Source organism: Stutzerimonas stutzeri (genome assembly GCF_002890915.1).
Lineage (GTDB): Bacteria > Pseudomonadota > Gammaproteobacteria > Pseudomonadales > Pseudomonadaceae > Stutzerimonas > Stutzerimonas stutzeri_AF.
Genome location: NZ_POUT01000003.1, coordinates 22,907 through 48,544 on the forward strand (window position 1 = coordinate 22,907; position 25,638 = coordinate 48,544).

21 protein-coding genes are annotated in these 25,638 nt (G+C 67.0%); 5 read left to right on the forward strand and 16 right to left on the reverse strand.

The features are described from left to right. Nucleotides 1-4 precede the first annotated feature (4 nt). The 16 genes from CXK94_RS07260 to CXK94_RS07335 all read right to left on the reverse strand — a co-directional run bounded on the left by CXK94_RS07260 (nucleotide 5) and on the right by CXK94_RS07335 (nucleotide 19,792). Nucleotides 5-1,570, reverse strand: coding sequence for an acyl CoA:acetate/3-ketoacid CoA transferase (locus CXK94_RS07260; protein ID WP_102893825.1), 1,566 nt, complete (start codon nucleotides 1,568-1,570; stop codon nucleotides 5-7). A 367-nt stretch (nucleotides 1,571-1,937) separates the two neighbouring features. Continuing rightward, nucleotides 1,938-3,632 (reverse strand): tannase/feruloyl esterase family alpha/beta hydrolase, encoded by a 1,695-nt coding sequence (locus tag CXK94_RS07265; protein WP_102894061.1) that lies wholly within the window; start codon nucleotides 3,630-3,632, stop codon nucleotides 1,938-1,940. Between the two features lie 375 nt (nucleotides 3,633-4,007). Continuing rightward, nucleotides 4,008-4,406 (reverse strand): DoxX family protein, encoded by a 399-nt coding sequence (locus CXK94_RS07270; protein WP_037044378.1) that lies wholly within the window; start codon nucleotides 4,404-4,406, stop codon nucleotides 4,008-4,010. 138 nt (nucleotides 4,407-4,544) lie between these two features. Next, nucleotides 4,545-6,041 carry a sigma-54 interaction domain-containing protein gene (locus CXK94_RS07275; RefSeq protein WP_102893826.1) on the reverse strand — a complete coding sequence of 499 codons (1,497 nt, stop codon included), beginning with the start codon at nucleotides 6,039-6,041 and terminating at the stop codon, nucleotides 4,545-4,547. 75 nt (nucleotides 6,042-6,116) lie between these two features. Further along, nucleotides 6,117-7,487, reverse strand: coding sequence for a TRAP transporter large permease (locus CXK94_RS07280; RefSeq protein ID WP_102893827.1), 1,371 nt, complete (start codon nucleotides 7,485-7,487; stop codon nucleotides 6,117-6,119). A gap of 16 nt (nucleotides 7,488-7,503) precedes the next feature. Continuing rightward, the gene (locus CXK94_RS07285; RefSeq protein ID WP_102893828.1) at nucleotides 7,504-8,106 is read right to left on the reverse strand and encodes a TRAP transporter small permease subunit; all 603 of its coding nucleotides are present in this window, start codon (nucleotides 8,104-8,106) and stop codon (nucleotides 7,504-7,506) included. 75 nt (nucleotides 8,107-8,181) lie between these two features. Continuing rightward, complete coding sequence (locus CXK94_RS07290) at nucleotides 8,182-9,267, reverse strand: TRAP transporter substrate-binding protein (RefSeq protein ID WP_102893829.1); 1,086 nt, start codon at nucleotides 9,265-9,267, stop codon at nucleotides 8,182-8,184. 412 nt (nucleotides 9,268-9,679) lie between these two features. After that, the gene (locus CXK94_RS07295; RefSeq protein WP_102893830.1) at nucleotides 9,680-10,078 is read right to left on the reverse strand and encodes a MerR family transcriptional regulator; all 399 of its coding nucleotides are present in this window, start codon (nucleotides 10,076-10,078) and stop codon (nucleotides 9,680-9,682) included. An 80-nt stretch (nucleotides 10,079-10,158) separates the two neighbouring features. Next, nucleotides 10,159-11,340: an acetyl-CoA C-acetyltransferase gene (locus tag CXK94_RS07300; RefSeq protein WP_102893831.1), complete on the reverse strand. Its 1,182-nt coding sequence runs from the start codon at nucleotides 11,338-11,340 to the stop codon at nucleotides 10,159-10,161. A gap of 307 nt (nucleotides 11,341-11,647) precedes the next feature. Further along, nucleotides 11,648-12,277: a CoA transferase subunit B gene (locus tag CXK94_RS07305; RefSeq protein WP_102893832.1), complete on the reverse strand. Its 630-nt coding sequence runs from the start codon at nucleotides 12,275-12,277 to the stop codon at nucleotides 11,648-11,650. Between the two features lie 4 nt (nucleotides 12,278-12,281). Beyond that, nucleotides 12,282-12,977, reverse strand: coding sequence for a CoA transferase subunit A (locus CXK94_RS07310; RefSeq protein ID WP_102893833.1), 696 nt, complete (start codon nucleotides 12,975-12,977; stop codon nucleotides 12,282-12,284). 105 nt (nucleotides 12,978-13,082) lie between these two features. Continuing rightward, on the reverse strand, nucleotides 13,083-13,982 hold the full coding sequence (locus tag CXK94_RS07315) for a hydroxymethylglutaryl-CoA lyase (protein WP_102893834.1): 900 nt from the start codon (nucleotides 13,980-13,982) through the stop codon (nucleotides 13,083-13,085). A 162-nt stretch (nucleotides 13,983-14,144) separates the two neighbouring features. Next, nucleotides 14,145-16,055 carry an acetyl/propionyl/methylcrotonyl-CoA carboxylase subunit alpha gene (locus CXK94_RS07320; protein ID WP_102893835.1) on the reverse strand — a complete coding sequence of 637 codons (1,911 nt, stop codon included), beginning with the start codon at nucleotides 16,053-16,055 and terminating at the stop codon, nucleotides 14,145-14,147. Continuing rightward, a complete protein-coding gene (locus CXK94_RS07325; RefSeq protein ID WP_102894062.1) occupies nucleotides 16,055-16,852 on the reverse strand; it encodes a gamma-carboxygeranoyl-CoA hydratase in 798 nt (265 codons plus the stop codon). Before CXK94_RS07325 ends, CXK94_RS07320 begins: the two co-directional genes overlap by 1 nt. Before the next feature lie 57 nt (nucleotides 16,853-16,909). Beyond that, a complete protein-coding gene (locus tag CXK94_RS07330) occupies nucleotides 16,910-18,517 on the reverse strand; it encodes a carboxyl transferase domain-containing protein (protein ID WP_011914287.1) in 1,608 nt (535 codons plus the stop codon). A 111-nt stretch (nucleotides 18,518-18,628) separates the two neighbouring features. Continuing rightward, a complete protein-coding gene (locus CXK94_RS07335) occupies nucleotides 18,629-19,792 on the reverse strand; it encodes an isovaleryl-CoA dehydrogenase (protein ID WP_102893836.1) in 1,164 nt (387 codons plus the stop codon). Nucleotides 19,793-20,016: 224 nt separating this feature from the next. Between CXK94_RS07335 and CXK94_RS07340 the strand changes: the two genes are divergently transcribed. From CXK94_RS07340 to CXK94_RS07360, 5 genes are all read left to right on the forward strand, one after another. Next, nucleotides 20,017-21,699: an AMP-binding protein gene (locus CXK94_RS07340; RefSeq protein ID WP_102893837.1), complete on the forward strand. Its 1,683-nt coding sequence runs from the start codon at nucleotides 20,017-20,019 to the stop codon at nucleotides 21,697-21,699. A 59-nt stretch (nucleotides 21,700-21,758) separates the two neighbouring features. Next, entirely contained in the window at nucleotides 21,759-22,352 is a 594-nt protein-coding gene (locus CXK94_RS07345) for a peroxidase-related enzyme (RefSeq protein WP_102893838.1), read from the forward strand. A 104-nt stretch (nucleotides 22,353-22,456) separates the two neighbouring features. Continuing rightward, complete coding sequence (locus CXK94_RS07350) at nucleotides 22,457-23,728, forward strand: OprD family porin (protein ID WP_102893839.1); 1,272 nt, start codon at nucleotides 22,457-22,459, stop codon at nucleotides 23,726-23,728. A 392-nt stretch (nucleotides 23,729-24,120) separates the two neighbouring features. Further along, complete coding sequence (locus tag CXK94_RS07355; RefSeq protein ID WP_045157748.1) at nucleotides 24,121-24,897, forward strand: ABC transporter ATP-binding protein; 777 nt, start codon at nucleotides 24,121-24,123, stop codon at nucleotides 24,895-24,897. Next, nucleotides 24,894-25,610 carry an ABC transporter ATP-binding protein gene (locus tag CXK94_RS07360; RefSeq protein ID WP_256046073.1) on the forward strand — a complete coding sequence of 239 codons (717 nt, stop codon included), beginning with the start codon at nucleotides 24,894-24,896 and terminating at the stop codon, nucleotides 25,608-25,610. The genes CXK94_RS07355 and CXK94_RS07360 overlap by 4 nt, the downstream gene beginning before the upstream one ends. Nucleotides 25,611-25,638 lie beyond the last annotated feature (28 nt).

Here is a 25,638-nt window from a genome sequence, read left to right on the forward strand (position 1 = left end):
CGGGCTATCCGGGGATTCGCGTCAGCCGTTCGTGCAGGCCGATGTTCCCGGGCAGGAACAGACGCGGGTCCATGGGCCGCGGCTGGTGGACGATGGGGGCGAAGTCCATGCGGGCGAGGATGTCGCGCGCCAGGTCGACGCCCGGGGCGATCTCGGTCAGTTCCAGGCCGTCGCGGGTGAGGCGGAACACGCAGCGCTCGGTGACGTAGAGCACCGGCTGCTCGCGCTCGGCGGCCAGGCGGCCGGCGAAGGTGCGGTGCTCGACCGTGTCGACGAACTTGCGTTGCGTGCCGTCGCGCAGGATACGCAGGCGGCCGTCTTCGATGCGGATGTCCTGCGCGCCGGCGCTGAAGGTGCCGGCGAACACTACGCGCTTGGCGCTCTGGCTGATGTTGATGAAACCGCCGGCGCCGGCCAGGCGCGTCCCGAAACGGGAGACGTTGAGGTTGCCCGCGGCATCGGCCTGGGCCAGCCCGAGTATGGCGAGATCCAGGCCGCCGCCATCGTAGAAGTCGAACTGGTAGGGCTGGTCGAGCAGGGCGCTATGGTTGCTGGCCGCGCCGAAGTTCAGCCCCGACGCCGGCACGCCGCCGATCACGCCGGGTTCGGCGGTCAGGGTCAGCAGGTCGATCACGCCTTCTTCGGCGGCCACCGCGGCGACACCTTCGGGCATGCCGATGCCGAGGTTGACCACGGCGCCGGGCACGAGCTCCTGGGCGGCGCGACGGGCGATCAGCTTGCGCAGGTCCAGCGGCAGCGGCGCCAGGCTGCCCATCGGAACGCGGACTTCGGCGGCGAACGCCGGGTTGTAGCCGGTGGCGAAGGTCTGCTGGTGGTTGGCCGGCTCGGCGAGCACCACGCAGTCCACCAGCATGCCGGGGATCTTCACCTCGCGGGCATTCAGCGAGCCGCGTTCGACGATGCGCTCGACCTGGGCGATCACCAGCCCGCCGCTGTTGCGCGCGGCCATGGCGATGGCCAGGCTCTCGATGGTCAGCGCCTCGCGTTCCAGGCTCAGGTTGCCGTCGGTATCGGCGCTGGTGGCGCGGATGATGCCGACGTGGATCGGGACGCTGGGGTAGAACAGGTAGTCTTCGCCATTGATGGCCAGGCGCTGGACCAGTTCGGTGGTGGTGCGGGCGTTGAGCCGGCCACCGCCGAATGCGGGATCGACGAAGGTGCCGAGGCCGATCTTCGACAGCTGCCCCGGCTTGCCGGCCGCGATGTCGCGGTAGAGCTGGGAAATCACCCCCTGGGGCAGGTTGTAGGCCTCGATGCGGTTGTCCACGGCGAGTTGCTGCAGCCCGGGAACGAGCCCCCAGTGGCCGCCGATCACCCGTCGCACCAGGCCTTCATGGGCCAGGTGATTGAGGCCGCGGTGCTGGCCGTCGCCTTGCCCGGCGGCATAGACCAGGGTCAGGCCGCGTGGCGCCCGTTCGGCGAGGAAGCGCTGTTCGAGGGCGATGGCGATCTCTTCGGCGAAGCCGATGCCAACGAAACCGCCGGTGGCGACATTGGCGTCGTCGGGGATGCGTGCCACGGCTTCGGCGGCGGTCATGAGCTTGTTCATGGCTGTGGCTCCGGTTGCGAGCGCGCCATGGTCGGGCAGGCGATGAGACGCTGAGCGATGGTCATCCGGCGATCCTTATTGTTGTTCTCGAGCTGCGCCCTGCGGCGGCAGCTGGCCCGTTCGGCCTGGTTCCCCTGGCAGAGCGAAAGCCGTGCCAGTTAGCGCTTGCGGCGATGCAGACCTTGCGCTAGAGCGGTTCGCCGCATGCGGGCGAGGGGAAGGTGTGCGGCTGGAGGTGTCCGTGCGGCTGGACATGTGCAGGATCGAGGGCGGTTCGGGGCGGGGTTGTCCATTCGGCTGGACGTGCCTGCCGGCGCGGGAGCCCGGCGCTACGCCCGTCGGAGGGCATGGCGCCGGGCTTCGCCGGTCAGTGCATGGCGTTGCGGCTGTTCACGCAGACGAAGCTGGAGGCGCTGTCGACGTCGCCCTTGCCGACGTACTTCGGCCAGCCCGGATATTCGCACAGCGGCCGGGTACGCCCCGGCACGCCGACGCTGTCGGCGACGATCTGGCGGCGTGGTTCGATGCCGCGCTCGACCCAGTCTTCCAGAGCGCTCAGCGAGTCCCAGGTGGCGTTGAACACCGTGCTGGCGGCATGCGCATAGCCGGGGATCTCGTAGTAGCGCAGGAACCGGCGCGTCTTGCCGGGCCCCATGTCGCGGCGCACGCGCTCGTAGTACTCGGCGGTGGCGCGGGTGCTGACCAGCTGGTCGGACGTGCCGTGCGCCATGAGGATCTTGCCGCCGTTGTCGGCGAAGGCCGACAGGTCGGTCTGGTTGACGTCCTGACGCAGCGACAGCTCGCTGATGCGCGCCAGCCAGGGGCCGGGATTCTGCGGATCGAGCGTCAGCGAGTTGAAGGTGGGATTGCGGGTGACGAAATAGCGCACCCATTCATCCCAGAAGCCGGAATGGTAGGGCGCGCCCTCCTCGAACCCGGTGCCATGCACCGGCATCGGATAGCTCGGCTGCAGGGTGTTGAGACCGAGGCGGTTGACCACCAGCTGCACGCCGCTGCCGGGCCGGCCGAGATCGGTGCCCCAGGTATTGAAACCCGGGTAATGCGTTTCGCCGCTGGCCAGCGGGAAGTCGAAGCGGATCGGTGTGTCGAATACCCGCAGCGCGCGGATTTGCGCATCCGACAGGCAGCGTTCGGAGGTGCTGGCGCCGCCGGGACAGCGCAGCGGCTTGCCGTCGAGCCTGGCGCGGGCCGGGTCGAAGCGGGCATTGCAGGCGGCCTGGTGGCTGATCACGCCGTCGCGCACACCGTCCAGGTCGTCGCAGGCCTGCATGGCGGCCTCGAGCAATGCGGCGCGCTGCTCCAGGCTGGGGAAGGCACCCGGGGCGGCGAGCGCGCGGGTGATGCGGCCGAACTGCAGGTCCAGCGCCAGGGCGTTGTAGGCCGGATAGAGGACGATGGCGCCGTGGAAGTCGGCCGGCCACTGCTGGACCACCGCCAGCGCCTCGCGGCCTCCGGTGGAGCCGCCGGCGAAGTAGCTGCGCTCGGGGCGCGCACCATAGTGCCGCTCGATCAGGTAGAGCGCGGCGTCGCGGGTTTTCTTCAGCGCATCGTGGGCATAGTTGGCCAGGGCCTCCTCGTTCCAGGCGAAGGCGCCGGGGCTGGCCGGGTCGGCGACGTGCCCGGAGTCGCTGGCGAACACCGCGTAGCCGCGGCCCAGCGGGGTGGGGCGGTCCAGCGGGCCGGCCGGCACGTTGCCGGCGACATTCGGCACGCTGCCGTTGTAACCGCCGCCGCCGTACATCATGGCCTTGCGGTTCCACTGCTCGGGCAGCACCAGGCGCATGCGGATGCTCGGGGCGCCGGGATCGAGCGGAAGGATTTCGGCGCTGACCTCGCAATGGGCGCCATAGGTCTGCGGCGGCGTGCCGCCGGCCACCACCGGCGTGGCCGAGGTGACCTGCGCGCCACTGCTCGGCAGGCCGATGGCGGCGGCGGGAATGCGCAGCGAAGCCAGCGCGGCGCAGGAGCCGGGGGCGGCCTGCGCCGGCAGGCCGGTGAGTGCCAGCAGGGCCGCGCCGCCGAGGCCGCATAGGCGCTGCATGGAAGAAGCGCGCCTGAAGCGCGGTGAACCCGATGCATTCATGAGAGCTTTCCTTTTGTTGTTGTAGTCGGACATCTCGCAGCGGCGGGCGGTCGTCCACGTGGTGCGCGGTGCGGCCGTTCGCCTCCGCCAGGTGTAGCTAAAGCTGTGCCAGGGCACGTGCTGCGGCGTAGCGTTCATGAGCGCCGCCGTTCGGCGCTCTGGGCTCGCGTTCGGCGCGATGTCGACGGGATGCGACGGGGGCTGGCTGTCCGGCAGGGGCGACATGTCGGGGTGGATGGACAATGAATTGTCCGGCGCGGCAGGCATGATGGCGTCATGCTGTCGCGCGAGTGGCCACGGGAAGAGGCAGCGGCGCTGCGCTGCGCCGTCGTGCTAGTTGAAGCGGCCGTGCAGGCCGCCGACGCTCATCCGGCCGGCACCGAGCAGGGCGATCGCCACCGCGCCGAACAGGAACAGCGCCTGCAACTCGATCGCCCAGCCGCCCATCGGCCCTATCGAGAACAGCTCGGCGCGGTGTACCAGCGCCAGGGCGACGACCATGTTGCCGATCATCAGCACGGCGCCGAGGCGCGTGTACAGGCCGAAGATCACCAGCAGCGGGCCAACCACTTCGCCGAGGTAGACGCCATATGCGAGAAAGGTCGGCAAGCCCATGTCGGCCAGCATGCCGGCGATGCCGCCCACGCCGTTCAGCAGCTTGGAAATGCCGTGCAGCAGGATCAGCACGCCCACCGTCAACCTGAGTACCAGCTTGCCTGCATCGTCTGTCATGTCGTCTTTGCCCCCATGACGGCCGCCGGGAGTCGGCGAGCTCATGGATAAAGGTAGAACAGGCCGTACGGCCCTGCACGCCGATGCCGCGCTGCAGCCGGCAGGCTTGAGCCTGCGCCAGGCGCTACCGGGGCGCGTTCAGCGCTGGCTCAGGCCGTGTTGCTGCAGCTTGCTGTACAGGCTCGCACGGGAAATGCCGAGCTCCATGGCGGCGCGCCGGCGGTTGCCCTTGCAGGCCAGCAATGCGCTCTGCAAGGCGCGGCGCTCGGCCTGGGCGAGGGTCTGCGCCAGGGGTTGCAGCGGCACGTTTTCCGCAGGCTCGGTACTTGCCGGCGGCATTGTGCCGACACTGGAGGGGGCCGGTAGCGGGACCGCCGGCGCGTTCTGCTCGCCGAGCAACGGCAGCAGGTGCGCGGCTTCCAGCTGCGGGCCGTCGGCGGCGAGCTGGGCGCGTTCCAGCAGGTTGCCGAGCTCGCGCACGTTGCCGCGCCAGGGTTGCACGCAGAGCAGCGCCAGCGCTTCCGGGCTGAGCTCCATGGGCGCCTGGCCGGAGCGGTTGGCGATGTCGTCGAGCAGGTGCTCGACCACCGCGGGGATGTCGCTGCTGCGCTCGCGCAACGGCGGTACGCGCAGGGCGAGGACATTGAGGCGGTAGTAGAGGTCGTCGCGAAACTGGCCGGCGGCGACCTTGGCTTCCAGGTCGATATGGGTCGCGGCGATCACCCGCACGTTGAGCGCCTTGACCTGGTTGGAGCCCAGCGGCTCGACCTCCTGCTCCTGCAGCACGCGCAGCAGCTTGGCCTGCAGCGGCAGCGGCAGGTCGCCGATCTCGTCGAGGAACAGCGTGCCGCCGTTGGCCACCTCGAACTTGCCGATGCGCGCCTTGCGGTCGGCACCGGTAAAGGCGCCGGGGGCGGTACCGAACAGTTCGGCCTCCACCAGGCTTTCCGGAATCGCCGCGACGTTGACCGCGACGAAGGGCCCGCGCGCCCGCGGCGAGAGGTTATGGATGCCCTGGGCCAGCAGCTCCTTGCCGGTGCCGGTCTCGCCACGCAGCAGCACCGTGGCATCGAGCTGCGCGGCGCGCCGGGCCTGACGCTTGATTTCGCTGGCAGCCGGGCTGTTGCCGATGAAACCGGCGATGGTGTAACGCGCCCGGCGTGCCTTGGCCAGTTCGTTCTGGGTGGCGACCAGCTGGGTCTGCAGGCTGGTGTACTTGGACATCAGCGGCTTGAGGTGGCGCGCGCGGTCGAACAGCACGAAGCCCAGCGCGCCGACCAGGGTGCCGTCCTCGTCGCGCAGCGGAATGCGGGTGACCACGAAGTGCTCGTCGCCGAAGGCCATCAGGTCGAGCATGCTCGGCTGGCCGCTTTCCACCACCTCGCGCAGGCGGCTGGCCGGCAGCACTTCCTCGATCTCCTTGCCGAGCACGCTGGACGGATCGCGAATACCGACCTTCTCGGCGTACTTGTCGTTGATCCAGACGATGCGCGCCTGCCGGTTGACCGCGATGGTGCCCTCACACTGCGCGTTGAGGTGATCGAACAGCAGTGGCATGGCCACGGCACGGAAACGTTCCGGGGATACGCCGACGATCAGGCCGTGGTTGTCGAGTGCGTCGCGGGCAATGCTCATGGGCAGTCAGGGTCCGTTCTGGAGCGGCCGATTATGGTTGGCCCCGGCTGCCACGGGCAAGGCAGCCGGGCATGCTCACGGCTGGGAATACACTTCGTTGGGCAGCCATGTGGCGAGCGGCGCGAAGTAAAACACCAGGGCCAGACCGATCAGCTGGATGACAATGTACGGCAGCACGCCGAGGTAGACATCGCGGGTGGTGATGCCCGGTGGGCAGACGCCCTTGATGTAGAACAGCGCGAAGCCCACCGGCGGCGTGAGGAACGAGGTCTGCAGGCAGAGCGCGAAGAGAATCGCGAACCACAGCGGATCGACGCCCATGGAGAACAGCACCGGCGCCACCAGCGGCAGGATGATCAGGGTGATCTCCACCCAGTCGAGGAAGAACCCCAGCAGGAAGGTGATCGCCAGCACGGTGAGCAGCACGCCGGTCTGGCCGAACGGCAGGCCGGTGAGCGCCGCACGGATCACGTCGTCGCCACCCAGGCCGCGCAGCACGGCGGCGAATACCGTGGCGCCGATGAAGATGCCGAAGATGAACGCGGCGGTGCGGCTGGTCTGGTACAGCGCATCCTTGAGCACCGGCAGGCTCAGCCGGCGGCTACCGGCGGCCATCAGCAACGCACCGAAGGCGCCCACCGCAGAAGCCTCGGTGGTGGTGGCGATGCCGAAGAAGATCGAGCCGAGCACGGCGAAGATCAGCCCCAGCGGCGGCACCACGGCCCAGAACACGTCGAGCAGGGCACGGCCGTCGAGCTTCGGCCGGTTGACCGGGGCCGGGGCGAAATCTTTTTTCAGCCAGGCGGTGATGACGATGTACAGCACGTACATCAGCGCCAGCATCATTCCCGGAATCAGCGCGCCCATGAACAGCTTGCCCACCGAGGCTTCCGAGGTGCCGAGGCGGTCGGCCATCAGCACCAGCATGATGCTCGGCGGGATGAGGATGCCCAGCGTACCCACCGAGCAGGCAGTGCCCACCGCCAGGCTCTTGTTGTAGTTGGCCTGCAGCATCGGCCCGATGGAGAGCATGCCGAGCAGCGCCACCGAGGCGCCGACGATGCCGGTGGAGGCGGCGAGCAGGATGCCGACCACCACCACCGTCACCGCATAGCCGCCGCGCAGCGGACCGAGCACGCGCACCAGGCTGTGCATCAGGCGTTCGGCGATGCCGGAGCGGTCGAGCATGATGCCCATGAAGATGAACAGTGGCAGGGCCACCATCAGCTCATTGGCGACGATGCCGTAGATGCGCGCGTCGAGCACGCCGATGGTGCCGTCCCAGGTGAACCAGAGATTGGCGTCGAAGTGTTCAACCAGCACATAGCCGAGCACGGCGAACAGCAGGCCGATGCCGGCCAGCGACCAGGCGACCGGGAAGCCGAGCAGCAGCAGGCCCATGAAGCTGGCGAACATGGCGATGACGAGGATTTCTTCCAGACCCATGATTGCGACTACTCCATCAGGGCTGCGAACGAGTGCGGTCGCGCTCGTCCGAGGGGGCCGTCAGGGCCCGCGGGAAATTGAACAGCAGGGTGCTGCAGCGCAACGCGCGGGACAGCAGCGCCAGCGCCACCAGCGCGAGGCCAATGGGCAGCACGCTCTTGAAAATGAAGCGATGGGGCAGCCCGCTGGGTGCCTGGGAGCGCTCGTTGTAGAGGTAGGCCTTGTAGGCATAGGGAATCAGCGCATCGATCATCAGCGCGATCACCGGCAGGGCCAGCAGCACGATGGCGACCAGCTCGATCCAGGCGCGACCGCGCAGACTGAAGCGTTCGCTCAGCACGTCGACGCGCACATGGTCGTCGCGCACCACGGCGTAGGCGAGGGCAAGCATCAGCGCGGCGCCGAACAGGTGCCAGGACAGTTCCTCCAGCGCGATGGAGCCGCGGGAGAGGGCGAAGCGGCTGAACACGTTGGCCAGCACGACCAGCAGAACCGCCAGCCAGAGCCAGGCGCTGGCCTGGCCGATAGCGACCAGCAGGCGATCCAACGGCCGCGAAATACGGTTGTACGGCAGCGCGTCGGGCGCTGGCGCATCGGGAGAGACGGGCTTGAAGGACACGGCGGACCTCGGAATCTCGGCACACAGGGATAGAAGGCGGGCACGTCGCCGTGCCCGCGGGCTGCAGCGCAGCCGTCAGTCGTACTTGTAGAAGTCGCGCGGCAGGTAGCCCATGCCGTGCCAGATCGAGTGGTGCTTCATGAACTCGCGCTGGCTGGTCAGCACGCGCTTGAACATCTCGTCCTTGGCGGCCATCTCGTCGAGCACCTGGTCGGTGACCTTCTGCAGTTCGCGCAGCACCGGCTCGGGCAGCACCTGGGCCTTCACGCCCTGCTTCTGGTAGTCGCGCAGGGCGGTCGGCTGGGCCCACTCGCTTTCGGCGAAGCCCTTGAGGGTGGCCGACTCGCAGCCCATCTCGATCAGCGCGCGGCTCTCCGGCGCGAGCTTGTCCCAGACGTCCTTGTTGACCAGCAGGTGCGAGGTGGTCAGCGTCTGGTGCCAGCCGGGCATGACGTAGTTCTTGATGATCTGGTCCAGGCCCAGCATCTTGTCCACCGCCGGCTGGGAGAACTCGGTGGCGTCGATGGTCTTGCGCTCCAGCGCCTGGTAGATCTCGCCGCCCGGCACCATGGTCACCGAGGCGCCGAGCTTCTCCAGCACCTTGCCGCCGATGCCGGCGAAGCGGATGCGCAGGCCGTCGATGTCTTCCAGCTTCTCGATGGGCTGGGCGAACCAGCCGGCGCCTTCCGGGCCGATGATGCTGCACAGCATCGGGTGGATGTTGCGCGGCGCGTAGATTTCCTCGAGCAGCTTCTTGCCGTCGCCCTGGTAGTACCAGGCCAGGTGCGCCGGCGGCTCCATGTTGAACGGCGCGCCGGAGTACAGCGGCAGCGCCGGTATGGTGCCCTGGTCGTAGCCGATCCAGGTATAGCCGGCCGGGTACTTGCCGCTGCTCACCGCATCCATGATCTCGAACGGCGGCACCAGCTCGCCCGGCTCGTAGTAGCGCAGCTGGATGTCGCCGCCGGAGACGGCCTTGAGCGAGTCGGAAAGATGCTTGACCGGCGTGGAGAGGCCGATCAGGTGCGACGGGAAGGCCAGCGGCACTTGCCAGCGGATCTTCTCCGCGGCACTGGCGACGCCACTGAGCAGGCTGGCGCCGAGCAGGGTGGTGGCACCGATGGCGCAGGCGAGACGGGAGAGCTTGTTGTTGATCGACATGCAGGTTTCCTTCTTGTTGTTGTAAAGCCCGAGGGCAGCCGTGCTAGCCGCTCGTGGCAGAGGGCGCTACGGGCCAGACAAGAACGAAGGCCGAATCGAGATGCCGAGTCAGCGCCAGCCTTGTTCTTGGGTTTGTTCTGGCGTCCAGGCTGACTTAGCAGGTTCTATGCCCGAGTCGCGGCAGCCGACGTACGGCGCGGCCTGCCATGGTTTTGCCGGTGCCTGGCGGCGCCGGGCATGTCTGCAATGGCAGACACTGGCGGGGGGCGGGGAAGGGAGTGTCCAGTTTTCCGGAAACTGTCCACTACGCTGGACGCCCGCTGGGAGCGCGGCGCGCCATGGGCACAGCGATGCGGCGGGCAGCGCCGGAGGGGGGGCGATGGTCGCGGCGCCGGGGCGGGCCCGGCTCGGCTCAGCTCGCGGTCTTTTTCTCGAGGGTCGCCTGCAGGGCGGTACGGCAGCGTTCTTCGGCGGTATCCAGCTCCAGCTGCATCTGCTGGATGTCGAGCAGTTGCTGCTCCAGTTGCTGGCGGCGTTCGGCGATCATGGCGAGCATGATGTTGAGCTGCTTCTGGTTGCCGGCCTTGGGGTCGTAGAGCTCGATCAGCGTCTTGCATTCGGCCAGCGAGAAGCCGATGCGCTTGCCGCGCAGGATCAGCTTCAGCGCGACGCGATCCTTCGGCGAATAGATGCGCTCCTGGCCGCGGCGGGTCGGCGAGAGCATGCCCTGTTCTTCGTAGAAGCGGATGGCCCGAGTGGTAATGTCCAGCTCGTTGGCCAGGTCGGAAATGCTGTAGGTTTGCTTGGACATGGTACTTCCCGATCATCCTCAGTCGCGCCCGGCGAACCGGGCGCGTGTGTCTGCCAGCATGCCCTGGGGCGACGGCTCGCTCAGGGGCGTTCGATGGCCAAGGCTACGCCCTGGCCCCCGCCGATGCACAGTGTCGCCAGGCCCTTGCGCACGTCGCGGCGCTGCATCTCGTGCAGCAGGGTCACCAGGATACGGCAGCCGGAAGCGCCGATGGGATGGCCCAGGGCGATTGCGCCACCGTTCACGTTGACCTTATCGGCATCCCAGCCCAATTCCTTACCCACCGACAGTGCCTGCACGGCGAAGGCTTCGTTGGCTTCGATCAGGTCCAGCTCGGCCAGCGTCCAGCCGGCCTTTTCCAGGCAGCGGCGGGTGGCCGAGACCGGGCCGATGCCCATGATCGCCGGGTCGACGCCGGCATTGGCGTAGCCGACGATCTTCGCCAGCACCGGCAGGCCGAGGGCCTGGGCCTTGGCGGCACTCATCAGCACCACCGCGGCGGCGCCGTCGTTGAGGGTCGAGGCGTTGCCGGCGGTGACGCTGCCGTCCTTCTTGAATGCCGCGCGCAGGCCGCCGAGGGATTCGGCGGTGGTGCCGGCGCGCGGTTGTTCGTCGCGGGCGAAGGCCACCGGCTCACCCTTGCGCTGCGGGATCATCACCGGGGTGATTTCCGCGTCGAAGCGGCCGCTCTCGATGGCGGCGCTGGCGCGCTGCTGCGACTGCGCGGCGAAGGCGTCCTGCTGGGCGCGGTCGATGCCGTATTTCTCCGCCAGGTTCTCCGCGGTGATGCCCATGTGGTAGTCGTTGAAGGCATCCCACAGGCCGTCGCTGATCATGCTGTCGATCATCTGCGCGTGGCCCATGCGCAGGCCGGTGCGTGCGCCGGGCAGGACGTAGGGCGCCAGGCTCATGTTCTCCATGCCGCCGGCGATGACCACCTCGGCGTCGCCGCAGCGGATCGCCTGGGCCGCCAGGTGCAGGGCCTTGAGGCCCGAGCCGCAGACCTTGTTGAGGGTCATGGCCGGTACCGCGTGGGGCAGGCCGGCCTTGATCGAGGCCTGGCGTGCGGTGTTCTGTCCGGCGCCGGCGGTGAGTACGTGGCCGAGGATCACTTCATCCACTTCGGCCGGAGCGATACCGGTTTTTTCCAGCAGGGCACGGATCACGGTGGCGCCCAGTTCGACGGCCGGGACATTGGCCAGCGCGCCCTGGAAACTGCCGATGGCGGTGCGGGTTGCAGCTACGATAACGACGTCTTGCATGACGGGCTCCGAATAAAAAAGCGTTACGTCGCGACGCAACGCAAAGGACAGGTCCTGGACCTGTCGCCGGGATAAGGACGCTCGCTGGCAGCGAGACGGGCCGGAACACAGTGCGCCGTGGCGGCGGCCTGCCGGCTGGCCCGGGGAGCGGGCGCAGCGGGTCGATACCGCAGTATACGGGCGCGCAGGTGACTGGCCAGTCTCGGCCGTGCCGGCTGTGCGCTGCCGGGGCGAGCGGCGGGTGCGGGCTGGGAAGGCGCCGGTGGCTGCGGTCGGCAGCGCGCGAGCGGCGCTTTCCCGCCGCGTTTCAACGCTGGATCGGGCAGCCGGTGGCCTGCTGGATTTCCTCGAAGCCGACGCCATCGGCCAGTTCCACCAGTTTCAGCCCCTGTTCGGTGACATCCAGCACGCCGAGGTCGGTGATGATGCGGTTGACCACGCCGAGGCCGGTCAGCGGCAGATCGCAGGCCGGCAGGATCTTGTGCGCGCCGCCCTTGGCGGTGTGCTCCATCAGCACCACCACGCGCTTGACGCCGGCCACCAGGTCCATGGCGCCGCCCATGCCCTTGACCATCTTGCCGGGGATCATCCAGTTGGCCAGGTCGCCCTTTTCCGAGACCTGCATGGCGCCGAGGATGGCCAGGTTGATGTGGCCGCCGCGGATCATCGCGAAGCTCTGCGCGTTGTCGAAGAAGCTCGAGCCGGGCAGCGCGGTGACGGTCTGCTTGCCGGCGTTGATCAGGTCCGGGTCGATCTCTTCCTCGCTGGGGAAGGGACCGATGCCGAGCAGGCCGTTCTCGCTCTGCAGCCAGACGTCCATGCCTTCCGGGATGTAGTTGGCGACCAGGGTCGGCAGGCCGATACCGAGGTTGACGTAGAAGCCGTCCTGCAGCTCCTGGGCGGCGCGTTGCGCCATCTGTTCACGTGTCCAGGCCATGGTCTCAGCTCCTCACCGTGCGTTTTTCGATGCGTTTTTCCGGGTTAGGGTTGTGCACGATGCGATGCACGTAGATACCCGGCAGGTGAATCTGGTCCGGGTCCAGCTCGCCGGTCTCGACGATCTCCTCCACCTCGACGACGCAGACCTCGCCGGCCATCGCTGCCAGCGGGTTGAAGTTGCGCGCGGTCTTGCGGAACAGCAGGTTACCGGCCTTGTCGGCCTTCCACGCCTTGACCAGGGCGATATCGGCGGTCAGCGATTGCTCCATCACGTACCACTCACCGTTGAACTGGCGGGTTTCCTTGCCTTCGGCCACTAGGGTGCCGTAGCCGGTGCGGGTGTAGAAGGCCGGGATGCCGGCGCCGCCGGCGCGCAGTTTCTCGGCGAGGGTGCCCTGCGGGGTGAATTCCAGTTCGAGCTCGCCGGCCAGGTACTGGCGCTCGAACTCCTTGTTCTCGCCGACGTAGGAGGCAACCATCTTGCTGATCTGGCGGGTCTCCAGCAGCAGGCCGAGGCCGAAGCCGTCGACGCCGGCATTGTTGCTGATGGCAGTGAGGTCCTTCTTGCCGCCGTCACGCAGGGCGACGATCAGCGCTTCGGGAATGCCGCACAGGCCGAAGCCGCCGACGGCGATGGTCATGCCGTCCTCGACCAGGCCTTCCAGGGCGTGGGCGGCGCTGGGGTAAATCTTGTTCATGAAATACCTCTACTTGTTGTTCTGTCTGTTACCGCGCCGGTCGCGGCCGGATGGGCTCACGGCCGATGCGGTCCCTGCGCCAAGCAAATATGATGCCCGGCGTCTTCAGCGGCCGAGCCGGGCGCGTGCGACCCGCGAGCCATTGGCACGGCCCAGCAGTTGGCTGATGCGCTCGCCGGCATCGACCAGGGCGTCGAGGTCGATGCCGGTGTCGATGCCCAACCCGTTCAACATATAAAGCACATCTTCGCTGGCGACGTTGCCGCTGGCGCCTTTCGCATAGGGGCAGCCGCCGAGCCCGGCGACCGAGCTGTCGAACACCGCGATGCCTTCCAGCAAGCTGGCATAGATGTTTGCCAGCGCCTGGCCGTAGGTGTCGTGGAAATGTCCGGCGAGCTTGTCGTGCGGCACGCGGCGGCCGACCCTTTCGATCAGCTGGCGGGTCTTGCCCGGCGTGCCGGTGCCGATGGTGTCGCCGAGCGAGACCTCGTAGCAGCCCATGGCAAAGAGTTCGTGCGCCACCTGGGCAACCTGTTCCGGATCGATCTCCCCCTCGTAGGGGCAGCCCAGCACGCAGGAGACGTAGCCGCGCACCTGGATGCCATTGACGCGGGCGGCCTCCAGCAAGGGCGCGAAGCGTGCCAGGCTCTCGGCGATGGAGCAGTTGATGTTCTTCTGCGAGAAGGCCTCGGAGGCCGCACCGAACACCGCGACTTCCTTCACGCCGGCCTCGATGGCCGCCTCCAGGCCCTTCATGTTCGGCGTCAGCGCCGCGTAAGTGACCCCGGCCTTGCGCTGGATCTGCGCGAAGACTTCGGCGGAGCCCGCCATCTGTGGCACCCACTTGGGCGAGACGAAGCTGCCGACTTCGATATAGGACAGCCCGGCGGCGCTCAGGTCGTCGACCAGACGCACCTTGTCCGCCACGCTGATCGGCTGCTGCTCGTTCTGCAGACCGTCACGCGGGCCGACTTCCACCAGCCGGACCTGTTTGGGCAGGCTCATATGTCCTCCAGGGGCGAGCGCGATTGGCGGGCTCGCCGGTTCATGTGTGTCAGCCGAGGCGTCCGGCTACCGGTGGAAAAGCCTGCGGCGTTTTCCACCCTACGACCTTGCGTTCGTGCGTAGGGTGGACAATGGCGAAGCCTTGTCCACCTTACGCATCCTTCAGGCCTCTTCCATCTCCAGCAGCACCGCGCCTTCGCTGACCATTTCGCCTTCGTTGCAGAACAGGCTCTTGACCACGCCAGCCTGGGCGCTGCGGATGCTGTGTTCCATCTTCATGGCTTCCAGCACGATCAGCGCGGTGCCGGCTTCGACATGCTGACCGGCCTCCACCAGCACGCGGACGATGCTGCCGTTCATCGGTGCGGTCAGGCCGCCGTGATGCTGGTGGCTGGCCTCGGCTTCGGCGATGGGGTCGAACGCGTGCACGGCCAGCCATTCGCCGTTCCACTGCAGGTACAGTGCATCGCCCTGGCGGATCGCCCTGGGCGTGCGGACGTTCTGCCGCGGCGCTGCCGGGTCGACCTTCAGCCGGCGGCTTTCGCCATTGCACTGTAGGTGCAGGCTGATCTGCGCCGGCATGCCGAAACGCAGCCCGCTGCGCTTGGACCACGGCGAATGGGCATCGTCGTCGCGAACGGTGGTCGGTTCGCTCTGCACGAAGCACTCGGCAGCCTGTTGCCAGAAGGCGTCGGACAGTTCGCCGGCCGGACGCAGCAGTTCGCTTTCGTGGCGCGGGATAAAGCCGGTATCCAGTTCGGCCTCGGCAAAGGCGCGATGGCCGACGACGCGGCGCAGGAACGCGAGGTTGGTGCGCACGCCGCCGACGGCGGTCTCGTCGAGCATGGCCAAGAGGCGCAGGCGCGCTTCCTCGCGGTTCTCGCCCCAGGCGATCAGCTTGCCGAGCATCGGATCGTAGAACGGCGACACCGTATCGCCCTCGGCGACGCCGCTGTCGACGCGACGGCCCGGACCATCCGCGGCTTCACGGTAGAGCTCGAGGGTGCCGGTGGCGGGAAGGAAATCGTTGTCCGGGTCCTCGGCGTACAGCCGTACCTCGATGGCATGGCCGATCAGCGGCACCTGCTCCTGGCTGATCGGCAGCGGCTCGCCGCGGGCGACGCGAATCTGCCAGGCGACCAGGTCGAGGCCGGTGATGGCCTCCGTGACCGGGTGCTCGACCTGCAGACGGGTGTTCATTTCCATGAAGAAGAATTCGCCACGGGCATCCAGCAGGAATTCCACGGTGCCGGCGCCGACGTAGCCGATGGCCTTGGCCGCCTTCACCGCGGCTTCGCCCATGGCACGGCGCAGCTCGGGGGACAGGCCGGGGGCAGGGGCCTCTTCGACCACCTTCTGATGGCGGCGCTGGATCGAGCAGTCGCGCTCGTTCAGGTACAGGCAGTTGCCGTGCTGGTCGGCGAAGACCTGGATTTCCACATGGCGCGGCTTGAGCACGTATTTCTCGACCAGCATGCGCGAATCGCCGAACGACGACTGTGCCTCGCGCTGCGCGGACGCCAGTGCTTCGGCCAGGTCCGCCTCACGCTCGACCACCTTCATGCCCTTGCCGCCACCACCGGCGGTGGCCTTGAGCAGCACCGGGTAGCCGATCTTTTCCGCGGCAGCACGGAAGGTTTCCACGTCCTGCGCTTCGCCGTGGTAGCCGGGCACCAGCGGCACGCCGGCTTCTTCCATCAGCGCCTTGGCGGCGGACTTGCTGCCCATGGCGTCGATGGCGGAGGCGGGCGGGCCGAGGAAGATCAGCCCGGCCTGTTCGATGGCGCGGGCGAACTCTGCGTTCTCCGAGAGAAAGCCGTAGCCCGGGTGGATCGCCTGGGCGCCGCTGGCCTTGGCCGCCTCGATCAGCTTGTCGATGCGCAGGTAGCTCTCGGCCGGCTTGGCGCCGCCCAGGTCGATGCGGATATCGGCTTCGCGAGCATGGCGCGCGCTGGCGTCGATGGCGCTGTGCACCGCAACGGTGGTCAGGCCCATGGCCTTGGCGGTGCGCATCACGCGGCAGGCGATCTCGCCGCGGTTGGCGACCAGCAGGGTATCGATAGGGCGATTCATCACTTCTTCTCCTGCCAGGCGGGCGTGCGTTTTTCCAGAAAGGCGCTCAGGCCTTCCTGACCTTCCGGGCTGGTGCGCAGGCGTGCGATGGCCTGTTCGGTGGTCTGGCGCAGGTCGGCGCTGAAATCGCCATCGCCCACTTCCAGCAGCAGGTCCTTGCAGGCCTTGAGCGCCTGGGGGCTGTTGAGCAACAGGTTGTCGACCCATTGCTCCAGCGCGGCGTCCAGCTCACTGGCCGGGTAGGTTTCTGCGAGCAGGCCGAGTTCGCGGGCACGTGTGCCGTCGAAACGTTCGGCGGTCAGCGCGTAGCGGCGGGTGGCGCGCTCGCCGATGGCCTTGACCACGTACGGGCTGATCACCGCCGGCGCCAGCCCGATGCGAACTTCCGACAGGCAGAACAAAGCGTCGCGGGCGCCGATGGCCATGTCGCAGCAGGCGATCAGCCCCAGCGCGCCGCCAAAGGCCGCGCCCTGTACCACGGCCAGGGTCGGCTGCGGCAGCTGATAAAGGCGCTGCATCAGCTCGCCGAGTTCGTGGGCGTCAGCCAGGTTCGCCTGGTAGTCGAGTTTGGCCGACTCGCGCATCCAGCCCAGATCCGCGCCAGCAGAGAAGTGCTTGCCGCGCCCGCGCAGGATGAGGAAGCGGATGCCGTCATCGTCCTGCACCTGGGCCAGCGCTGCGTTCAGTTCGCCGATCACCTGGGCGTCGAAGGCATTGTTCTTGTCCGCGCGGTTGAGCCAGAGCGTGGCCACGCCGCGCGCGTCTTTGTTCAGTTCGATGGTCTGGAAATCGGTCATCTCGGCATCCTCGATGCGACTGCAGGCGCCGGCGCGCTCGGCTGCCGGCGGCACGGATTACATGCGGAACACGCCGAAGCGGGTCGGCTCGATCGGCGCATTCAACGCGGCGGACAGCGCCAGCCCCAGCACCTCGCGGGTCTGCGCCGGGTCGATCACGCCGTCGTCCCACAGCCGCGCGCTGGAGTAATAGGGATGGCCCTGGCGCTCGTACTGTTCGAGGATCGGCTGCTTGATGGCCGCCACCTCATCGTCGCCGAGGCTCTTGCCGGCGCGCTCGCTCTGTTCCTGCTTGACCTGGGCGAGCACCCCGGCGGCCTGTTCGCCACCCATCACGGCGATGCGCGCGTTGGGCCACATCCAGAGGAAGCGCGGGTCGTAGGCGCGGCCGCACATGCCGTAGTTGCCGGCACCGAAGCTGCCGCCGATGAGCACGGTGAACTTCGGCACCTGGGCGCAGGCTACCGCAGTGACCAGCTTGGCGCCGTGCTTGGCGATGCCACCGGCCTCGTATTTCTGCCCGACCATGAAACCGGTGATGTTCTGCAGGAACAGCAGCGGAATGCCACGCTGGCAGGCCAGCTCGATGAAGTGCGCGCCTTTCTGCGCCGCCTCGGCGAAGAGGATGCCGTTGTTGGCGAGGATGGCGATCGGGTAGCCGTGCAGATGGGCGAAGCCGCAGACCAGGGTGGTGCCGAACAGCGCCTTGAATTCATCGAACTCACTGCCGTCCACCAGCCGCGCGATCACCTCGCGCACGTCATAGGGCTGCTTGGCCTGTGCCGGGATCACACCGTACAGCTCGTCGGCGGCATACAGCGGTGCGCGCGGTTCGCGGGTCTGCAGCTGGCCGAGCTTGCGCCAGTTGAGGTTGGCCACGCAGCGGCGGGCGATGGAAAGGGCGTGCTCGTCGTTCTCGGCGTAGTGGTCGGCGACGCCCGAGGTCTTGCAGTGCACGTCGGCGCCGCCCAGTTCCTCAGCGGTTACCACTTCGCCGGTGGCAGCCTTCACCAGCGGCGGGCCGGCGAGAAAGATGGTCGCCTGGTTGCGCACCATGATGGTCTCGTCGGCCATCGCCGGCACGTAGGCGCCGCCGGCAGTGCAGGACCCCATCACCACGGCGATCTGCGGGATGCCCATGGCGCTCATGTTGGCCTGGTTGAAGAAGATGCGGCCGAAGTGCTCGCGGTCCGGGAACACCTCGTCCTGTCGCGGCAGGTTGGCGCCGCCGGAGTCCACCAGGTAGATGCAGGGCAGGCGGTTCTCGCGGGCGACGGTCTGCGCGCGCAGGTGCTTCTTCACCGTCAGCGGGTAGTAGGTGCCGCCTTTCACGGTGGCGTCGTTGGCGATGATCATGCACTCGACGCCTTCGACGCGGCCGATCCCGGCCACTACGCCGGCAGCGGCGACATCTTCGCCATAGACCTCATGGGCGGCCAGCGGCGCGAGTTCGAGAAAGGCCGAGCCGGCGTCGAGCAGGGTATCGATGCGCTCGCGCACCAATAGCTTTCCGCGTGAGACATGGCGCTGCTGGGCGGTGGCGCCGCCACCTTCGCTGACACGGCCGAGCAGGGCGCGCAGGTTGTTCACCTGTTCGAGCATCGCCGCGCTGTTGGCGGCGAACTCCGGCGAACGGGTATTGATCTGGGTGTGCAGGATGGCCATGGTTGGCTCCGTTCAATTCCATCATGGATGGCTCTGCCATCCACCGACTGCGGTGGAAAACGCTTCGCGGTTTTCCACCCTACGAGGGTTGGGCGTTGTTACGCCCGCAGCTCACCTGGATTCGTTGAACAGCTCGCGGCCGATCAGCATCCGGCGGATCTCGCTGGTGCCGGCGCCAATCTCGTAGAGCTTGGCGTCACGCAGCAGGCGGCCGGTGGGGAATTCGTTGATGTAGCCGTTGCCACCGAGGATCTGGATCGCCTGCAGGGCCATCTGCGTGGCGTTTTCGGCGGTATAGAGGATCACCCCGGCGGCGTCCTTGCGGGTGGTCTCGCCACGGTCGCAGGCCTGGGCGACGGCGTAGAGATAGGCGCGGCTGGCGTTGAGCTGGGTGTACATGTCCGCCACCTTGCCCTGGATGAACTGGAACTCGCCGATGCTCTGGCCGAACTGCTTGCGGTCGTGGATGTAGGGCACCACCACGTCGAGGCAGGCCTGCATGATCCCGGTCGGGCCGCCGGCCAGTACCACGCGCTCGTAGTCCAGGCCGCTCATCAGCACCTTGACGCCGCCGTTCTCGACGCCGAGCACGTTCTCTTGCGGCACCTCGACGTCATCGAAGAACAGCTCGCAGGTGTTGGAGCCGCGCATGCCGAGCTTGTCGAACTTGTTGCCGCGGGAGAAACCCTTCCAGTCGCGCTCGACGATGAACGCGGTGATGCCGTGCGGCCCCTTGTCCAGCTCGGTCTTGGCATAGATCACGTAGGTGTTGGCGTCCGGGCCGTTGGTGATCCAGGTCTTGCTGCCGTTGAGCACGTAGCGGTCGCCGCGCTTTTCGGCGCGCAGCTTCATGGAGACCACGTCGGAGCCGGCATTCGGCTCGCTCATGGCCAGCGCGCCGACGTGTTCGCCGCTGATCAGCTTGGGCAGGTAGCGGGCCTTCTGCTCGGGGTTGCCGTTGCGGTTGATCTGGTTGACGCACAGGTTGGAGTGGGCGCCGTAGGAGAGGGCGACCGAGGCCGAGCCGCGGCTGATTTCTTCCATCGCCACCACGTGCGCCAGGTAGCCGAGGCCGGCGCCGCCGTATTCCTCGGAGACGGTCACGCCGAGCAGGCCCATCTCGCCGAATTTCTTCCACATGTCGGCCGGGAACAGGTTGTCCCGGTCGATGGCCTCGGCGCGCGGCGCCAGCTCGGCGGTGACGAAGGCCTGCACCTGCTCGCGCAGCATGTCGATGGTTTCACCGAGGGCGAAGTTGAGGCTGGAGTAATTCATGGGGGCCACCTGTCTTGTATTTGTTCTGCTTTCAGAGGGTTCGTTGGGCGGCTTGGGCGCCGCCCGGACCGGCGCTCCGGCTCCCTTTTCGCGTGGTTGGGAGAGTGGGTTGCCAGGTAGTTACCTTTACGTTAACGTAACCATGCCCTTGGATGACTGTCAACACCGCTGGCGTCCTTGGGAAGTAAAGCCTCATAACAAGCATAAGACCGAGGAAAATCGACATGAGTCTTCCGAGCTATACCTGCGGACCGCAGAGCAAACCCCTGTTGCCCATGACCATCGGCGCGGCCTTCGACCGCACCGTGGAGCGCTTCCCCCAGCGCGAGGCCCTGGTGGTGCGCCATCAGCAACTGCGCTACACATGGGCGGAACTGGCTGATGCGGTGGAGCGCTGCGCGCGCGGGTTGCTGGCGCTCGGTCTCGAGCCTGGCGAGCGGCTGGGAATCTGGTCGCCGAACTGCGCCGAGTGGTGCATCGTCCAGTTCGCCACGGCGAAGATCGGCGTGATTCTGGTCAACATCAATCCGGCCTACCGGCTCAACGAACTCGAATACGCCCTGAAGCAGTCCGGCTGCCGCTGGCTGGTCTGTGCCGATGCCTTCAAGACATCCGATTACCACGCCATGCTGCACGAGCTGCTGCCCGAGCTGGAGCGCTCGGCCATCGGTGCGCTGCAGAGCCACATGCTGCCGGAACTGCGTGGGGTGATCAGCCTCGGTGCCAAGCCGACGGACGGCATGCTGCAGTGGCAGGCGCTGCTGGTCATGGCCGAGCAGGTCGGGCCGGAGCAGCTGCGCCAGTGCGGCGAGCGTTTGCAGTTCGACGAGCCGATCAACATCCAGTACACCTCCGGCACCACGGGCTTCCCCAAGGGCGCCACGCTGAGCCACTACAACATCCTCAACAACGGCTACATGGTCGGCGAGAGCCTCGGGCTCAGCGAGCATGACCGGCTGGTGATCCCGGTGCCGCTGTACCACTGCTTCGGCATGGTCATGGGCAACCTCGGCTGCGTCACCCACGGCACCACGATGATCTACCCGAGCGCCGCCTTCGAGCCGCTGGCAGCACTGCAGGCCGCGGCCGAGGAAAAGGCCACCGGCATGTACGGCGTGCCGACCATGTTCATCGCCATGCTCGACCACCCGGAGCGCCAGTCGCTGGACCTGAGCAGCCTGCGCACCGGCATCATGGCCGGCTCCACCTGCCCGATCGAGGTGATGAAGCGCGTCATCGACGACATGCACCTGGCCGAGATGCAGATCGCCTACGGCATGACCGAAACCAGCCCGGTCTCCACCCAGACCGGCGCGGACGACGACCTCGAGCGGCGTGTCACCAGCGTCGGCCGCACTCAGCCGCACCTGGAGAGCAAGGTGGTCGACGAGCAGGGCCGCGTGGTGCCGCGCGGGCAGATCGGCGAACTCTGCACCCGCGGCTACAGCGTCATGCTCGGCTACTGGAACAATCCGGAGGCGACCCGCGAGGCCATCGACGGCGCGCGCTGGATGCACACCGGCGACCTGGCGGTGATGGACGACGAGGGCTACATCAAGATCGTCGGTCGCAACAAGGACATGATCATCCGCGGCGGCGAGAACGTGTACCCGCGCGAGATCGAGGAATTCCTCTTCACCCACCCGGCGGTGGCCGACGTGCAGGTGATCGGCGTGCCGGACAGCAAGTTCGGCGAGGAGATCGTCGCCTGGATCAAGCTGCACCCGGGCCATCAGGTCGAGGCCGAGGCGCTGCGCGAGTTCTGCAAGGGTCGCATCGCCCACTTCAAGACGCCGCGGCACATCCGCTTCGTCGACGACTTCCCCATGACCATCAGCGGCAAGGTGCAGAAGTTCCGCATGCGCGAGATCAGCGTGGTCGAGCTGGGGCTCAGCGAACGCCACTGACGACAGCCGGCCGGGCTGCCCGGCCGAGCCATCCCTCGCAGGTCTCCAAGGAGCGATCCATGACCCAGCCGATCAGCCGTTTTCCGCTCGCCGAAAGCCTCGATGCGCTGCCGCAGGATGTGCGCGAGCGCATCCTCGCGGTACAGGCCAAGGCCGGCTTCGTGCCCAATGTGTTCCTCATGCTGGCACACCGTCCCGACGAGTTCCGTGCCTTCTTCGCCTACCACGACGCGCTGATGGAGCGCCCCTCGGACAGCCTGACCCAGGTCGAGAAGGAGATGATCGTGGTGGCCGTCAGCGCCGACCATGGTTGCCTGTACTGTGTGGTCGCCCATGGCGCGATCCTGCGCATCCTCGCCAAGGACCCGCTGATCGCCGATCAGCTCGCGGTCAACTACCGCTCCGCGCCGCTCGGCGAGCGCCAGCAGGCGATGCTGGATTTCGCCCTGCATATCGCCGCGCAGCGCGGCGTGCTCGACGATGCCTGGCAGGCGCGGCTCGAAGCGCAGGGTTTCAGCCGCGACGACATCTGGGACATCGGCGCCATCGCCGCCTTCTTCGGGCTATCCAACCGCCTGGTCTCCATGGCGCGCACCCCGCCGAACGAGGAGTTCTACCTGCTGGGCCGCGTGCCCAGAAGCCCCGCGCGCTGAGCGCGATCCCCATTACCGCATGACGTGGTAATTCCAGTCCGACAGGAAGTCGCGGTCGGGCTTAACGACAGCTGCATCTACCGACAATAACAAGAGAGAGACCTATGCACCTGAAACCCCTGAGCCAGTTGTTCCTGTTCGGCGGCCTGGCTGCCGCCGTTGGCGTTCCGACCGCCGCCAGCGCCGCCTTCATCGACGACGCCACGGCCAGCCTCGAGCTGCGCAACTTCTACATGAACCGCGACTACCGCGACGACGACAAGGCCGACACGCCACAACACAAGGGTGCGCCGAAAGCCAAGGCCGACGAATGGGGCCAGGGCTTCATCCTCAACCTGCAGTCCGGTTTTACCGAGGGGCCGGTGGGCTTCGGTGTCGACGCGCTGGGGCTGTTGGGCGTCAAGCTCGACTCGGGCGCGGGGACCAGCGGCACCGGTACGCTGCCGCGCAGCCCGGCCACCGCCGAGCCGGTGGACGACTACAGCTTCCTCGGGCTGACCGCCAAGGCCAAGCTGTCCAATACCGTGCTCACCCTGGGCACGCACCAGCCGACGCTGCCGGTGCTGTTCCGCAACGACACGCGCATGCTGCCGCAGACCTTCGAGGGCGCGCAGATCCTCTCCAAGGAGTTCGAAGGCCTGACCCTGCTCGGCGGCCAGTTCCGCTCGACGCGCCTGCGCGACTCGTCCAACTACGGCGACATGACCATGTTCGCCGACGGCTCCAGCGGCGGGGTAGCCAGCGACCGCTTCAACTACGCCGGCGGCAGCTACGCCTTCACGCCGAAGTTCACCGCGACCTATTACTACGCCGAGCTGGAAGACAACTACAGCCAGCACCACGTCAACCTGTTGCACGTGCTGCCGCTGTCCGAGCGCCTCGGCCTGAAGTCCGACATCCGCTACTTCAAGAGCGACGGCGAGGGCAATGCCCGCGTCGACAACCGCAACATCGGCGCCATGTTCAGCCTGCTCTATGCCGGGCATTCGCTGGGCCTGGGCTACCAGGACCAGAGCGGCGACACCGGCATGCCGTTCGTCGGCGGCGGCACCGACCCCTGGACGCTGAACACCCTGACCTATCACCACTTCCTGCGGGCCGAGGAGGATGGCTGGCAGATGCGCTACGACTACGACTTCGCCGCGGCCGGCATCCCGGGCCTGACGTTGATGGCGCGCTACGTGCGTGGTGACGACTTCGAGATCGCCGGGGCCGATGCCAAGGAATGGGAACGGGACGTCGACCTGGCGTACACGGTGCAGAGCGGGCCGTTGAAGAACTTCAACGTGCGCTTGCGCAATGTGATGTATCGCGGCAGCCATACCACCGATATCGATGAGAACCGGGTGATCGTCAGCTATACGCTGAAGTTCTGAGGTGTGTGAGGCACGGCCGGGCCGGGCGATGGCTCGGCTGTGCTTTTTTGTTGCGTGATGCTTCGGTGGCATAAGGCGGTAGCCGAGCGAGCTGGTGGCAAGCTTTCAAACGACCCGGCAATGGCTCCGGACATCTAAGCTTCCTCCCCTCGCCAACGTTCCAACGAACCAGCCATCGAAGCGACATACCCGTTGTGCCGACGCAAGCAAGCGCCCCAGCTGGCGGGTCTGAATGATGGCCATTTGCCCGGTATTTCCACGCTTCGCCGATCAATCACCCGTTTGAAAAAGCCACTTGCCGTATACGGAAATCGATTGTTATCGTTTACGTAAAGGTCATGTGACGACCTGCGCCATAACCAACAACAACAATCAAGGTTAGAGGGGCATCCATGGAACCAGAGTTCGTGCTGGAAACGCGCGGCCTGACCAAGGAGTTCCGCGGCTTCACCGCCGTGGATTCCGTTGATCTCAAGGTCCGCCAGGGACACATCCACGCGCTTATCGGCCCCAACGGGGCCGGCAAGACCACCGTATTCAACCTGCTCACCAAGTTCCTCACGCCTACCCGTGGCGAAATCCTTTATCGCGGCAAGAACATCACCTCGATGAAGGCCAACGAGATCGCCCGGCTCGGCCTGGTGCGCTCGTTCCAGATATCCGCAGTGTTCGGCCACATGAGCGTGCTGGAGAACGTGCGCGTCGCGCTGCAGCAGAAGATGGGCACCTCCTTCCACTTCTGGAAGTCCGAACGCAGCCTGCGCGAGCTGGACGATCAGGTGATGCAGCTGCTCGCCGAGGTCGACCTGCAGGCCTTCGCCCAGACCCTGGCCGTCGAGCTGCCCTACGGCCGCAAGCGCGCGCTGGAGCTGGCCACCACCCTGGCGCTGGACCCCATCGTGCTGCTGCTCGACGAACCGACCCAGGGCATGGGCGGTGAGGATGTCGACATGGTCGTCGAGCTGGTGCGCAAGGCCGCCGCCAATCGCACGGTGCTGATGGTCGAGCACAACCTCAGCGTGGTCAGCCGACTGTGCGATCGCATCACCGTGCTGGCGCGTGGCTCGGTGCTTGCCGAAGGCGACTACGACAGCGTGTCGGCCAACCCGCAGGTGCGCGAAGCCTATCTGGGCAGCGAAGCCGCCGCGCTCGAGGAGGCCCACGCATGAACCCACCCATGGATCGCGATCAGCTGCGCATTAGCGACCTGCATGCCTTTTACGGCGAGTCGCACATCCTTCACGGTGTCGATCTAGTGGTTGGCCGCGGCGAGCTGGTGACGCTGCTCGGGCGCAACGGCGCCGGGCGCACCACCACGCTGCGGGCGATCATGAACATGGTCGGGCGGCGCACCGGCTCCATCGTGGTCAACGGCAACGAAACCATCGGCATGCCGGCCCACCAGATTCCACGGCTGGGCGTCGGCTATTGCCCGGAAGAGCGCGGCATCTTCGCCAGCTTGAGCGTCGAGGAGAACCTGCTGCTGCCGCCCACGGTGCGCAGCGGCGGCATGAGCCTGGACGAGCTCTATGCAATGTTTCCCAACCTGTATGAGCGTCGTTTCAGCCAGGGCACGCGGCTGTCCGGCGGCGAGCAGCAGATGTTGGCCATGGCGCGCATCCTGCGCACCGGCGCCAACCTGCTGCTGCTCGACGAGATCACCGAAGGCCTGGCGCCGGTCATCGTGCAGAAGCTCGGCGAGGTGCTGATCAAGCTCAAGCAGCGCGGCCTGACCATCGTCCTGGTGGAGCAGAACTTCCGTTTCGCCGCGCCATTGGCCGACCGCCATTACGTGATGGAGCACGGCCGCATCATCGAAGAGATCGAGGCGGCCGACCTGGATTCGAAAAAGGAGTTCCTCAATTCCTGTCTCGGGGTGTGAGCCTCAGGAAGCTGTAAACCGGCCGCAG